The organism is Corallococcus exercitus (assembly GCF_042231735.1).
GTDB lineage: Bacteria > Myxococcota > Myxococcia > Myxococcales > Myxococcaceae > Corallococcus > Corallococcus exercitus_B.
On record NZ_CP102577.1, the window covers coordinates 7344823 to 7357022 of the forward strand.

Consider the following 12200-nt stretch of genomic DNA (forward strand, 5'->3'; position numbering starts at 1 on the left):
CCGATATGTATATATGCAGCCATGCATGTTGACGTCTTCCAGACCCTGGCCGACCCCACGCGCCGCCGCATCGTCGAGGCGCTGAAGGGCGGCGAGCTGGCGGTGAACGACCTGGTCGAACAGGTCGACATCCAGCAGTCAGGTGTCTCGCGGCACCTGCGGATCCTCCAGGAAGCGGGCTTCGTCCAGGTCCGCCCCGAGGGCACGAAGCGGCTGTACTCGCTGCGTCCGGAGCCCTTCCAGGAGCTCGATGCCTGGGTCACCGGGTATCGCGGCCTCTGGGAGGCCCGGCTCGACCGGTTCGGTCAGGCGCTCGAGCGAAGGCGGAAGGCACGCACGGCCACCCCCAAGCCCGAGGAGGAACCCCCATGACGACGAACACGCCCCCCCGCACCTTCACCTTCGAGCGGACCTACACCGCGACGCTCGACGAGGTGTGGGAGCTGTGGACGACGAAGGACGGCTTCGAGTCCTGGTGGGGCCCGGAGGGCTTCTCCGTGAAGGTGCACGAGCTCGACGCGCGTCCGGGCGGCCTGCTGCGCTACGACATGATCGCCAGCGCGCCGGAGCAGGTGGCCTTCATGAAGCAGGCCGGCATGCCGCTCTCCACCCCGAGCAGCCTCACGTACACGGAGCTGACGCCCCAGCGCCGGCTCGCGTACCAGCACGCGGTGGACTTCATCCCCGGCGTCGCGCCGTACACCGTCTCCTCCGTGGTGGAGCTCCAGGCGACGGGCGGCACCGTGCGGATGACCGTGACCATTGACGCCATGCACAGCGAGGAGTGGACGCAGCGCACGTCGGCGGGCTGGGAGAGCCAGCTTCGCAAGCTCGACAAGCGGTTCCAGCGCTAGATTGAGGCATGGCCGCGCGGGAGGACCCAGACCCCATCGAGTTGCACCTGTGTCACCGTTGCCTCATGCGGCTGCCGGTGGACGCGGGAGGGGTGGACCTTCCGCGCCGGGTGCGCGAGGCCCTCAAGGCCCACGGCCTGGCGGGCAGGACGCAGCTCATCCCCGCGTCCTGTCTGGGTCACTGCCCCACGGGGAAGGTCACCGTGCTCGTCGTCCCCGACGCCACGGCGCGGGGCACGCACGCGAAGCTCATCGACCCGAAGGAGGACGGCGAGGACCTGGCGAAGCACCTGGAGGCGCGGCTCGTCCCGCGCCCCCCGAAAGCCGGGCCGCCTTGAGCAGCGCCTCCATCATGGGCACGCAGCTGGCGGTCCCCGTGCCGGCGATGGCGTAGGCGGTGCCGTGGTCCGGCGACGTGCGCGGCACCGGCAGGCCCAGCGTCACGTTCACCGTGCGCTCGAAGTCCAGCGCCTTGGCCGGGATGAGCCCCTGGTCGTGGTACATGGCCAGCACCACGTCGTACTTCGCGCCCACCTCGTCGGGCCGGGCGAAGAGCCCGTCCGCGGGGATGGGCCCGTGCGCATCCACCCGCTTCGCCCGGGCGGCGCGGATGGCGGGACCAATCACCTCCACCTCCTCGCGCCCCAGCATCCCGCCCTCGCCCGCATGCGGGTTGAGCCCCAGCACGGCGATGCGCGGCTTGCGCCCCACCACCGGCTGAAGGCTGCGTGACAACAGCTGGAGCTGCGCCACCAGCTTCTCCACCGTCAGCAGCTTCGGCAACGCGGAGAGGGGGACGTGGTTTGTCGCCAGCGCGATGCGCACGCGCGGCCCGTCCATCATCATCAACACGTCCACGCCGAACGCGTCCGCCAGCACCTCCGTGTGGCCCATGAACGGGATGCCCGCGCGCGAAATCTCTTCTTTCGACACGGGCGCGGTGCACAGCGCGTCCACCGTCCCCGCGCGCATCGCGTCGATGGCGGCCCGCACGTACGCGTACTGCGCCTTGCCGCCCTCGCGCGTCGGCTTGCCCGGCACGCGGTGCTTCTCCGCAAGGCGCGTCACCTCCACCACCGCCGGCCCCGTCGTGCGGCCCAGGTCCTCCAGGGCGACGCGCGGGAAGCGGCGGAAGAGGGGGAAGCCGTCCAGCGTGGGCCCGTCGCCAAACACCACGGGCACCAGCGCGCGGCGCACCGCGGGCTTCGAGAGCGCCAGGGCCGTCACCTCCGGCCCGATGCCCGACACGTCCCCCAGCGAGATGCCCACGCGGGGCCGCGCGTCCGCGGTGGCCACCGGGGACGGGCTCACATCTTCACTTCGACGTTGGCCTTGGAGCGCAGCTCCTGGACGTACTGGTCCAGGAACTTCTCCGTCTTCTCGTTGAGGAGCTTGGCCTCCAGCTTCGGCTTCATCTCCTCGTAGGAGGTGACAGCCACGTTGCGGCGCTCCTCCACCTTCAGGATGTGCCAGCCGAAGTTGGTGCGGATGGGCTCGCTGACCTCACCCGCCTTGAGGTTGAAGGCGGCCTTCTCGAAGGCGGGCACCATCACGCCGCGCTTGAAGTAGCCCAGGTCGCCGCCGTCCGCCGCGCTGGGGCCCTCGCTGCGCGCTCTCGCCAGGGCGGCGAAGTCCATGCCCGGCCGGCGGGCCTCCTGCGCGATGCCCTCCGCCTTCTGCTTCGCGGCGGCCACCTGCTCCGGCGTGGCCTTGGCGTCCACCTGCACCAGGATGTGGCGGGCGTGCACCTCCACGTCCTCGCTCTCCAGGCGCGTGTACTGCGTGTACGCGGCCTTCAGGTCCTCCTCGGTGACCTTCACCTTGGGGCCCACCTTCATGCGCAGGAGCTTGTCGCGCACCACGCGCTTGCGCAGCATGTCCTTGTAGCTGGCGAGCGTGAACCCCTCGTTCTTGAGCAACTGCTCGAACTGGGCGATGTCGCTCACGTTGTTCTGCTTGAGCACGTCCTGCACCAGCTCATCCACCTCCGCCTCGGTGGTGGTGATGCCGAGCATCGCGACCTCGCCCTCCATCAGCTTCTCGCCGATGAGCGTGTCCAGCGCGGTCTTCATCAGCTGCGCGCGGGCCTCGGCGCGCTTGCTCGGGTCAATCTCCGAGTTGACGCGCTGGAGCTCCGGCGCGGCGCGCTGCTGCACCTCCGACAGCGGGATGACGTCGCGGTTCACCACCGCCGCCACCTTGTCCACCAGCTCCGCGCGGGCGGACGAGGCCCCCGTGAAGAGCATCACCGCCGCCAGGAACGCCACCAGGTTCTTCATCGCAACGACCCTCTTGAACACCATGACACCGGTGAGCCCAACCGCCTGGCCACCGGAAAAGTCCTTCACTTCGCCGCCGCCTGCGGCGCCGGCCGCCCGCGGATGGTCTGCAGCGTGGCCTCGTTCACCACCACCTGGGCCTTGTCGCGCAGCTCCTTCTCGAACGCCTCCTGCGCCGCCGCCCGCTTGGCCTCCAAGAGGCGCCCCTCCACCTTCGCGCGCACCTCCGCCAGCTCCCGCTTCCTCGGCGGCCTGCGCTCCAGCACCTTGAACAGGTGGTAGCCGTACTCCGTGGACACCACGTCCGAAACCTGCCCCACCCCCAGCTTGAATACCACCTCGTCGAAGGCCGGCGGCATCTGTCCCCGGGGGAAGAAGCCCAGGTCACCCCCCACCTTGGCGTCCGCGCTGAGCGAATAGCGCCGCGCGAGGTCGGAGAACTTCTTGCCCGCCTTGAGCTGCACCTGGAGCTTGCGTGCCTCGTCCAGCCCCTTCACCACCATCTGCGCCGCGTGGACCTCCTCCGGCTCCTGGAAGTCCGCCTCGTGCGCCGCGTAGTACGCGCGCAGCTCCTCCTCCGTCACCGCCACGCGTGAATAGACGTGGTTCGTGAAGAGCTTCTCGATGGTGAGCCGGCTGGCCTCGCGCGCGCGCAGCTCCGCCATGGACAGCTGCCCCTGGGCGAGCACTTCATTGAAGTTGCCCGCCGGGTAGTCGCCGGACAGCCGCAGCACGCCCCGGTCCACCTCTTCGGGCGTCACGGCGATGTTGTTCTGCTTCGCGGCCTGGAGCAGCAGCATCCGCTTCACCAGCGTGTCCACGAGCGCCCGCTTGAAGGGCTCCACCTCCTCGGGCGTGGGCTCCGGGCCCTCCGTGGTGGCCAGCTCCCGCGCCAGCTCCTGTTCGAAGTCCGTCCGGCTGAGCGACTCGCCGTTCACGGTGGCCACCACCGTGGGGTCCGGCCCCTCCTGGGCCTGCGGCCGGCAGCCCGTCAGCCCCAGGACGCCGAGGGCGACAGCAGCGGACCACGACAGCAGGGAGGCGCGGAAGGAAGCGGGACGCATGCGCGGAGGCCTCGGGGGAGGGGACAGGGGACCTTCCACGGTGGTGCCGGGCCGCCGGGCTTTCAAGCGGGACGTCACGGCCGGGATGGGAAGCGAACGGATGGGCCCATGGGACGGCCTTCCGGGTAGCACGCCGGGCGGGTCCGGACAACCCGCGCTCCCGGGAGGGGGAGCCGCCTAGAGGGGCGTGGCGTTGGAGGACAGGAAGGCCTCCACCTGGGGAAAGATTTCATCCGGCGCCTTGCGGCCCAGGATGAGGTCCGCGTGGCCGTAGTCCGCCGCGAAGCCGTGGCCGCGCCCGGCGACCAGCATCTTCACCGGGCCGCCCAGGTGCTCCTTCGCCCGGGCCACCGCCAGCGGCGGCGCGAGCAGGTCCCGGCTGCCGGCGATGAGCAGGAAGGGAATCCGCACCCCGGCGAGCGGCTCGCGGTAGTCGAAGCTCCCGTCGAACGTCGTGAACTGGCTGGTGGTGATCCACCGGGCGAACTGCCGTCCCACGCCGCCGGCCACGTCCGCGGGCACGTTGGCCAGCGCCCAGCGGACCACCTGCGGATCCATGTTGTCCGCCAGCATCATGTACCGGGTGAGCGGTCCCGGCGGCGCCCCGAAGAAGGCGATGCTGGTGACACGCCGGGTGGGGATGACCTTGAGCTTGAGCACGGGCTCCACCCGCTGCACGAACGCTCGCAAGCCCGGCTGCACCGCGAAGGTGAAGGGGGCGCCCAGGGACACCGCCGCCTTCACCGGCGCCTGGGGGTTCTTGGCCAGGTGGGCATAGAGCATCAGCCCGCCCTTGGAGTGGCCCACCCAGAGCACTTGCTGGGCACCCGTGGACATCACGGTGCGCAAAGCCGTTCTCACGTCGTGCTCGGCCTGGTCGTCGAAGTTCCAGTCCGCGCAGGCCCCCGCCAGCCCCCGGCCGCGCAGCTCGATGACCCAGGTCTCGAACCCCGCCCGCGCCAGGTAGCGCGCCAGGCTGTACTGCTCGTTGAAGTCCATGTGGAAGCGGTTGGCCCCCAGCCCGTGGCACAGCAGGACGGGCTCCGCGAACCGGCGCTCCCCTCGAGGGTGATAGCGCCCCAGCGCGATGGCCGCTCCGTCGTCCGTGGGCACCCGGTACAGCTCGTCCGGCTTGAAGCTGAGGGTCAGCAACCCCTCCTTGCTCCGCTCGACCGCCTTGGTGAAGAGGTCCGCCATCCGGCTCAACCGGGGTGCCGCTGCCTGTCGTGATGTCACCCCTTCAGTCTACGCCCGACGCCCGACCGATGCCGGGGTGTCGCGGGCGGACTTTCCCGGGACGGCAGGACAGTTGCAGGGAATGTAGGTCCATCGCGGGGAGGTCGTGGAAATGGGGCAGGGCCGGGGGTTCAGGGAAGCGTTGTCATCCTTCATCGGTACGGTTTTTCCCACAGACACACTGCTGGGAGCCTTGAAGGTGATGGAGCGGCACCACGTGCAGGTGGTGGGAGTGGTGGGGGCAGGGGGCGGTCTGGTGGGGGTGGTGCACGAGACGCAGGTCCTGGCGGCGTGGCGGACGGATCCGCTGGCGCAGGTGCAGGACGTCATGGCGCGCGTCCGCAAGACGCACGCGGTTCGCAGCCAGAAGCGGCGGCTGGCGCGCCTGCAGCGCAAGCAGGGGGGCGGGCAGAAGCCCTCCTGACGTGAGCCGCCCTGGCGGTAGAGTGGGGGCGCCGTGTCGCAAGCCCCCCCCGCCGCCTGGACCGTGTACATGCTGCGCTGCCGCGATGGCACGCTGTACACGGGCGCCACCAACAACCTGGAGCGCCGTCTGGCCACGCATGGCCGGGGCAAGGGGGCCGCGTACACGCGGGCCCGGCTGCCGGTGACGCTGGTCTGGAGCGAGCCCGCCGAGGACCGCGGCGCCGCCCTGCGCCGGGAGGCCGCCATCAAGCGGCTCACGCGCGCGGACAAGCTGCGGCTCTTCACGCGGCGTCCGGGAAGGCGTTGACGCACGTCCCCCCGGCTTGTTGGCGGGAGGGATTTTCTTCACGGGGCGGGATGCGCGCCGCGCGACAGTTGGCGCGCGGCTCGCGACTGTTTCATCGCCTGGTGATGAAACAGCCGGGGCCTCCGGGTGGGTATACGGAACGCGGGGGGCCGAATTAGGGTGTGGCCGTTCCTAGCAGGGGGAAGTCCATGCCGCGTTCTCGCTCGTTCATGTTCGTCTTGCTCGCGTTGGGTCTGGGGAGCGCTGGGTGCTACTCGCCCAACCACCAGCCCGTCATCACCGCCGGACCGCGCCCGCTGGGCTCGCCGTCCACGCCGGGCGGGCTCAAGTTCGAGGAGGGCACGGTCATCCAGCTCCAGCTGGAGGTGATGGACCAGGACGAGGATGAGATCTTCTTCCGCTGGACGCAGGTGCCCGCGAACCCGGCGGGCGCGTTCAGCAACCCCAGCATCGCCACGCCCACCTGGACGGTGCCGTCACCGCCGGAGGACCCCAACCAGTCCATCCACCTCTACGTGGAGGTGGAGGATGGCAACGGCGGCGTGCTGCTGGGCCAGTCGCCCGCCATCTACGTCCTGCCGAAGCAGGAGTAACGCCCGCTTCAGGCGGCGGTGGCCGCGGGAGGCGGAGTGCCCGGACGCTGCTTGGAGCGGCTCCGGGCGCGCACGGCGACGAGGATGGCGGCCACCAGGCCCACGCCCGCGCCAATGGCCGCGCCCATCAGCTGCGAGTGCAGCAGCGACGCCGTCACGCCGCGCACCACCTCCGGCAGGTTGCACATGGTCTGCGTGGCGAGCGGCGTGCTGTTGTTCCACTCGATGTAGGAGGGGGCCGTCAGCGACGCGATGAAGGTGCCCAGCAGTGTGCCGGCCAGGATGAAGATGAGGAACGTCTTGAACACGGCCATGGCGGGGACCTCCTCGGCGGGTGGGCGGCGGGCCGTCCTTAGTATGCGCACGCCCGCCGCGAAAGGGGCGAAGGCGTGCTAAGGGGGCGGGTGTGCCGCTCCTGCCACTCGCCATCCTGTTCGGGGTCGTCTCGCTCGTGTGCGCGGCCCTCCTGCTGATGCACGCCTTCCGCCGCAGCGTGGGCACCGGGGTGATGGTGCTGCTCATCCCCTGCTACATGCTCGTCTACGCGTTCAGCCAGTTCGAGCACCCGCGCAAGAACCTCATCGTCGCGGGCTTCGTGGCCAGCACCGTGCTGACGGCGGTGTTCCTGGGCATGGGCGTTCACGGCATCGCGGCGCTGGCGGCCCGCACGCCGCCCCCCGGCTTCTAGGCGTCAGGCGCCATGGCCCCATCCGCCGCGATCCTCGCGGGTGCCCGCTGTGGCCAGCATCCGGACGTGGCCGCGGTGGCCCTCTGCGCGCGCTGCGGCGGCTTCCTGTGCGGCGCGTGCACGGAGGTGCTGGAGGAGACGGCGTACTGCGCGCCGTGCGCGGAGCGGCGCCGGCGGGACACGCGGCCGTCGCTCGCGGTGCGGCTGGCGCTGGGGGCCAACGTCCTGGGGTTCCTGCTCCTCTGCGTGCCCCTGCGGCGCTCGTGGTTGGCCTACCAGCGGTGGGGCGGAGAATGGGGGATGCTGCCCGCGCTGGGGGTCATGCTGGCGGCGGCGGTGGCGGGCACCGTCATCGCCACGCGCAAGCTGCGGCGCCGCGAAGAGGTGGGCGACCGGGGGCTCGCCACCGTGTTGCGCGTCCTGTCCGCGCTGAACCTGCTGGGCCTGCTGCTGTACGGCGCGCTCATCGTCCTCGTGCTGTCCCTGTTCCGGCGGGGGCACTGACGGCCGGGCGGCGCGCGCGTCACACTCCGCGCGCGTTGGGGTCCCAGAGGTACTTGTGCATCTGGAGCTGGAAGCGCACCGGCAGCCGGTCCTCGACGATCCACTCCGCCAGCTCTCGCGGGTGGAGCCTGTCGAAGATGGTGGAGAACAGGACGCCGTAGGGCTTCTGGCCCAGGCCGTGCTCGCGCACGAGCGCGCGAGCCCACTCGTAGTCCTCGCGTGAGCCGATGACGATCTTGAGCTCGTCGTTGGCGTTCATGGACGTGAGGTTGCGGTAGTCGTTGCGGTCGCACTCGCCGGACGACGGCGTCTTCATGTCCACGATTTTATGGACGGCTGGGGGCACGAGCCGCACGTCGATGGCGCCGCTCGTCTCCAGCAGCACCTTGAGGCCCGCGTCCAGCAGCGACTCCATCAGCGGATACACGCCGGGCTGGAGCAGGGGCTCGCCACCCGTCACCTCGACGGTGGGCGTGTTCCAGGCCAGCACCTGCGTGACGACGTCCGCGTTCTTCATGCGGCTGCCGCCGTGGAAGGCGAACTCGCTGTCGCAGTACGAGCAGCGCAGGTGGCAGCCCGTCAGGCGGATGAAGCCGCAGAGCATGCCGGCATGGGACGACTCGCCCTGGAGCGAGAGGTAGAGTTCCTTCACCACGACGGAGTCGGCGGTGGGGACGCGGCGGGGCTCGATGTGCGGGCGTGCGGCGGGCATGGCGTGCGTGCGGAGGGCGCATCAAGCGCACCCTGGGGGTGGGGGTCAAGCCCGGTGCGCCCATCCGGGGGAAACACGCCCGGGGACGCGGGGAATTCCGGAGCGGGCGCCCGGCTCCCGGCCCGGGAGGCTCAGGACTGGGGCCGGCGGGCCTTCACCTGGTCGATGAAGGTGTCGATGAGGTGGCGCGCGATGCTCAGGCGGGGCGGGATGCGCGGCAGGTCGTCCACGCCGAACCAGCGCGCCTCGGCGATCTCCTTGCCGTCCACGGTGACGTCGCCGCCCGCGTACTCGGCCATGAAGCCCACCATCAACGAGCGGCCGAAGGGCCACGGCTGGCTGCCGAAGTAGGTGACGTTCTTCAGGTCCACGCCCACCTCCTCCTTCACCTCGCGCAGGACGGTCTCCTCCAGCGACTCGCCGGGGTCCACGAAGCCCGCCACGGTGCTGAAGAACGGCTCCGGGAAGGACGCGTTGCGCGCGAGCAGCATCTCGTCGCCGCGCGTGATGAGGACGATGACCGCCGGCGAGATGCGCGGATAGAACGGCGTGTGGTCCACCGGGCAGCGGCGCGCGCGCTCCCCGGGAACCCGCTGCGTGGCCGTGCCGCACTTGCCGCAGAAGCGGTGGTTCAGGTCCCACTCCGCGATGGAGAGCGCGCGGCCCGCCACGGCGAACGTCGCCTCGTCCACCTGCTTGTACAGCGAGCGGGCGGGGACGAACTTCAGCCCCTCCGGCGGCGTAAAGTCTCCGGGCACGGGCGCGGCGTAGCAGTCCGTGTCGTCGAGCACGCCCAGGAAGTGGGCGCTGGCCGCGGCGTCCGGCAGGGCCGGGCACCGGGGCAGGTCCAGGCGGCCATCGTGTTCGGACACGAGCAGGTCCATGCCGCGCACGGCGAACAGGAGCGCGGTGTCGCGCGAGCGGGCAGGCGGGTCATACCCGGGCTGGAAGCGTTTCAGGGGGCTCACGAGGCCACCTTAACGGACGGCGCGCCGGGGCGCCGCGCGCTATGCTCTGGCCGCCCGCGAACGGGCACTGCCCGCCTGGGAGCCTTTGACCGTGAACGCCCTCGTCCTGCGCATCGTGTGCGGCCTGCTCTTCCTCGGAATGGTGCTGGGCGTGGTGACCCACCCTCCGAAGGACCTCACGCAGGGGCTGGGCATGATGCTGCCCGCGACGATGCTGCTGGGCGTGGCGCTGAAGGGCCCGAAGGGGCGCTCCTCCATTCCGAAGAAGCGCACGCCCCCGGCGCCGCCGGTGTCCGGTGGGACGCCCGGCGTCTGAGGGCCGCGGGCGTCAGTAGACGCGCACCACTTCCACGTCGAAGACGAGCACGGAGTCCGCCGGGATGACCGGGGGAGAGCCGCGCGAGCCGTAGCCCAGCTCCGAGGGGATGACGAGCTTGCGCTGGCCGCCCACGCGCATGCCGACGAGTCCCTCGTCCCAGCCCTCGATGACCCGGCCCGCGCCCACCGCGACGGTGATGGGCGTACCGCCGCGGCTGCTGTCGAACTGGGAGCCATCCGGCAACCAGCCCGTGTAGTGCACCTGAGCGCGGCTTCCGTTGACGACCTCCGTCCCGGTGCCCACGACCAGGTCCTGGGTATAGAGCCCGGACTCGCTCTTGGTCATCGAGGACAGGTTCACGCCCAGGGAGTCGGCGTACGTCACCTTGGCCGGGTCACCCGAGGAGGAATCGCCACAGCCGGCCAGGGCCAGCACCGCGCACAGCAGAAGGGAACGAAGCATGGCCCGCAGCCTGCCGCGCACGGGCGCCGTGGGGAAGGGGGGCGTGGCCTGCCCGCCCGGACGGCGGCTGCGCGCGCACGTCCTGCTTGAAGCGCGTCCACGCGAGGCTTATCCGTTGCGCCGCCCGCCATGCAGACGCCTTCCGACCCTTCGCCTTCCGCTTCGCTCCGTCCCTCGCTCGTCTGGCTGATGGCGGTGGCGGTGGCCGTCACCGTCGCGAACCTCTATTACAACCAGCCCCTGCTGGGAGACATCGGCCGCTCTCTGGGGGCGGACGGGAGCGCGCTGGGGCTGGTGCCCACGCTGACGCAGGTGGGCTACGCGGTGGGCATGCTGTTCCTGGTGCCGCTGGGTGACAGCCTGGAGCGCCGCAAGGTCATCCTGGTGCTGTGCGGCTGCGTGGGCGTGGCGCTGGTGGCGGCGGGGTTTGCCCCCAGCCTGCACGTGATGGTGGCGGCGAGCTTCGCCATTGGCGTCACCACGGTGGTGCCGCAGTTGCTCATCCCGTTCGCGGCGCAGCTCGCGGCCCCCTCGGAGCGCGGGCGCGTGGTGGGCACGGTGATGAGCGGGCTGCTCATCGGCATCCTCCTGTCGCGCACGGCGGCGGGCTTCGTGGGCACGCACCTGGGCTGGCGCACCATGTTCTTCGTGGCCGCGGGCCTGATGGTCGTGATGGGAGTGGTGCTGCGCTTCACGCTGCCCGCGGCGCCGCCGGTGGCCGCCATGCCCTATCCGCAACTGATGCGGTCGCTCATCCACCTGGCCCGCACGGAGCCGGTGCTGCGGCTGCACGCGCTCCTGGGCGGGCTGACCTTCGGTGCGTTCAGCGCCTTCTGGGCCACGCTGGCGCTCTACCTGCGCTCCATGCCGGGGCACTACGACGCGCAGGTGGCGGGCCTCTTCGGCGTGGTGGGCGTGGCGGGCGCGGCCATCGCGCCGATGGTGGGGCGCTTCGCGGACAGGGGCGCCGGCCGGCGCATCAACGCGCTGGCCATCGCCGTGCTGCTCGCGTCCTTCGTCGTGTTGTGGCTCCTGGGCCACTCGCTGTGGGGCATCGCGCTGGGCGTGGTGCTGCTGGACCTGGGCGCGCAGGCGAATCAGATCGCCAACCAGGCGCGCGTGTATTCGCTGCGGCCGGACGCGCGGAGCCGGCTCAACACCCTCTACATGGTGACCTACTTCGTGGGCGGCGCCGCGGGCGCGTGGGCGGGCATGGCGGCGTGGACGCGCGCGGGCTGGCCGGGCGTGTGCGCGGTGGGCGCGGGCATGTCGCTCACGGCGCTGGTGGCGGTGCTCTGGGGGAGCCGCCGGCTGCCGGCGGTCCACGCCCCCGCGACCTGAGGCTCAGAGGTCGCGCTGCATGTTCCGGTGGGGGATGCCCACCTCTTCGTAGGGCTCGCCGTACAGCGTGTAGCCCAGGCGTTCGTAGAAGGGGACGACGGGGGCGCGCGCATGCAGGTGCACGTGGCGGAAGCCGCGCGTGCGCAGCGCGTCCTCCAGCGTGCGCACCAGCTTCGCGCCCAGGCCCTTGCCCTGCAGGGACGGTGACACCGCCATCTGGAAGAGCCGGCCGCCGTGCGCATCCTCCGGGTGGAACAGCACGCAGCCCAGCACGGCGCCGTCCGCGTGGGCCACCAGGTGGAGGCTGTCGTCCTCGAAGGGGAACTTCACGGAGGCGCGGGTGTGGCCCAGGGGCTCGCGCAGCACGCGGAAGCGCAGCTCCAGCTCTCCCTCGTAGAGCGGCTGGCCAGGACGGATGAATTCGAGGACGGGTTCAGCCATGGCGCG

The 12200-nt window shown here is 71.1% G+C and carries 19 protein-coding genes; 10 read left to right on the plus strand and 9 right to left on the minus strand.

What is annotated here, in order from left to right:
* The first annotated feature begins 21 nt into the window (after positions 1-21).
* Genes NR792_RS29495 through NR792_RS29505 form a run of 3 tightly spaced genes read left to right on the plus strand, consistent with a single transcriptional unit; the run spans position 22 to position 1192 of the window.
* A complete protein-coding gene (locus NR792_RS29495; RefSeq protein WP_375756037.1) occupies positions 22-372 on the plus strand; it encodes an ArsR/SmtB family transcription factor in 351 nt (116 codons plus the stop codon).
* Positions 369-854 (plus strand): SRPBCC domain-containing protein, encoded by a 486-nt coding sequence (locus tag NR792_RS29500; protein ID WP_375756038.1) that lies wholly within the window; start codon positions 369-371, stop codon positions 852-854. The genes NR792_RS29495 and NR792_RS29500 overlap by 4 nt, the downstream gene beginning before the upstream one ends.
* Positions 855-862: 8 nt before the next feature.
* Positions 863-1192 carry a hypothetical protein gene (locus NR792_RS29505; protein WP_375756039.1) on the plus strand — a complete coding sequence of 110 codons (330 nt, stop codon included), beginning with the start codon at positions 863-865 and terminating at the stop codon, positions 1190-1192.
* Here the strand turns inward: NR792_RS29505 and pdxA are convergent.
* From pdxA to NR792_RS29525, 4 genes are all read right to left on the minus strand, one after another.
* Entirely contained in the window at positions 1104-2165 is a 1062-nt protein-coding gene (gene pdxA / locus NR792_RS29510; protein ID WP_375756040.1) for a 4-hydroxythreonine-4-phosphate dehydrogenase PdxA, read from the minus strand. The genes NR792_RS29505 and pdxA overlap by 89 nt on opposite strands.
* The gene (locus tag NR792_RS29515; protein ID WP_375756041.1) at positions 2162-3133 is read right to left on the minus strand and encodes a peptidylprolyl isomerase; all 972 of its coding nucleotides are present in this window, start codon (positions 3131-3133) and stop codon (positions 2162-2164) included. The genes pdxA and NR792_RS29515 overlap by 4 nt, the downstream gene beginning before the upstream one ends.
* Before the next feature lie 65 nt (positions 3134-3198).
* Positions 3199-4197 (minus strand): peptidyl-prolyl cis-trans isomerase, encoded by a 999-nt coding sequence (locus NR792_RS29520; protein WP_375756042.1) that lies wholly within the window; start codon positions 4195-4197, stop codon positions 3199-3201.
* A 177-nt stretch (positions 4198-4374) separates the two neighbouring features.
* Positions 4375-5394 (minus strand): alpha/beta fold hydrolase, encoded by a 1020-nt coding sequence (locus NR792_RS29525; protein ID WP_375756043.1) that lies wholly within the window; start codon positions 5392-5394, stop codon positions 4375-4377.
* A 151-nt stretch (positions 5395-5545) separates the two neighbouring features.
* On the opposite strand from NR792_RS29525, the gene NR792_RS29530 reads away from it, so the two are divergent.
* The 3 genes from NR792_RS29530 to NR792_RS29540 all read left to right on the plus strand — a co-directional run bounded on the left by NR792_RS29530 (position 5546) and on the right by NR792_RS29540 (position 6759).
* Positions 5546-5857 (plus strand): CBS domain-containing protein, encoded by a 312-nt coding sequence (locus NR792_RS29530; protein WP_375756044.1) that lies wholly within the window; start codon positions 5546-5548, stop codon positions 5855-5857.
* 69 nt (positions 5858-5926) lie between these two features.
* Complete coding sequence (locus tag NR792_RS29535; RefSeq protein WP_120527084.1) at positions 5927-6166, plus strand: GIY-YIG nuclease family protein; 240 nt, start codon at positions 5927-5929, stop codon at positions 6164-6166.
* A 188-nt stretch (positions 6167-6354) separates the two neighbouring features.
* Positions 6355-6759 carry a hypothetical protein gene (locus NR792_RS29540; protein ID WP_375756045.1) on the plus strand — a complete coding sequence of 135 codons (405 nt, stop codon included), beginning with the start codon at positions 6355-6357 and terminating at the stop codon, positions 6757-6759.
* Between the two features lie 8 nt (positions 6760-6767).
* Here the strand turns inward: NR792_RS29540 and NR792_RS29545 are convergent, their stop codons facing one another.
* Positions 6768-7073, minus strand: a complete 306-nt coding sequence (locus NR792_RS29545; RefSeq protein ID WP_375756046.1) for a hypothetical protein — start codon at positions 7071-7073, stop codon at positions 6768-6770.
* Positions 7074-7165: 92 nt separating this feature from the next.
* Between NR792_RS29545 and NR792_RS29550 the strand changes: the two genes are divergently transcribed.
* Positions 7166-7447 carry a hypothetical protein gene (locus NR792_RS29550; protein ID WP_375756047.1) on the plus strand — a complete coding sequence of 94 codons (282 nt, stop codon included), beginning with the start codon at positions 7166-7168 and terminating at the stop codon, positions 7445-7447.
* Between the two features lie 12 nt (positions 7448-7459).
* Positions 7460-7951, plus strand: a complete 492-nt coding sequence (locus NR792_RS29555) for a hypothetical protein (protein WP_375756048.1) — start codon at positions 7460-7462, stop codon at positions 7949-7951.
* Between the two features lie 19 nt (positions 7952-7970).
* On the opposite strand, the gene NR792_RS29560 is transcribed toward NR792_RS29555, so the two are convergent.
* Together NR792_RS29560 and nudC are read right to left on the minus strand one after the other, a co-directional pair.
* Positions 7971-8663, minus strand: coding sequence for a radical SAM protein (locus NR792_RS29560; protein WP_375756049.1), 693 nt, complete (start codon positions 8661-8663; stop codon positions 7971-7973).
* A 131-nt stretch (positions 8664-8794) separates the two neighbouring features.
* Complete coding sequence (nudC, locus tag NR792_RS29565; RefSeq protein WP_375756050.1) at positions 8795-9631, minus strand: NAD(+) diphosphatase; 837 nt, start codon at positions 9629-9631, stop codon at positions 8795-8797.
* A gap of 91 nt (positions 9632-9722) precedes the next feature.
* Between nudC and NR792_RS29570 the strand changes: the two genes are divergently transcribed.
* A complete protein-coding gene (locus tag NR792_RS29570; RefSeq protein WP_338275569.1) occupies positions 9723-9947 on the plus strand; it encodes a hypothetical protein in 225 nt (74 codons plus the stop codon).
* 12 nt (positions 9948-9959) lie between these two features.
* On the opposite strand, the gene NR792_RS29575 is transcribed toward NR792_RS29570, so the two are convergent.
* Positions 9960-10412 carry an FKBP-type peptidyl-prolyl cis-trans isomerase gene (locus NR792_RS29575; protein WP_375756051.1) on the minus strand — a complete coding sequence of 151 codons (453 nt, stop codon included), beginning with the start codon at positions 10410-10412 and terminating at the stop codon, positions 9960-9962.
* Between the two features lie 129 nt (positions 10413-10541).
* Between NR792_RS29575 and NR792_RS29580 the strand changes: the two genes are divergently transcribed.
* Entirely contained in the window at positions 10542-11753 is a 1212-nt protein-coding gene (locus tag NR792_RS29580; RefSeq protein WP_375756052.1) for an MFS transporter, read from the plus strand.
* A 3-nt stretch (positions 11754-11756) separates the two neighbouring features.
* Here NR792_RS29580 and NR792_RS29585 read toward each other — a convergent pair whose 3' ends face one another.
* Positions 11757-12194 carry a GNAT family N-acetyltransferase gene (locus NR792_RS29585; RefSeq protein WP_375756053.1) on the minus strand — a complete coding sequence of 146 codons (438 nt, stop codon included), beginning with the start codon at positions 12192-12194 and terminating at the stop codon, positions 11757-11759.
* Between the last annotated feature and the right edge of the window lie 6 nt (positions 12195-12200).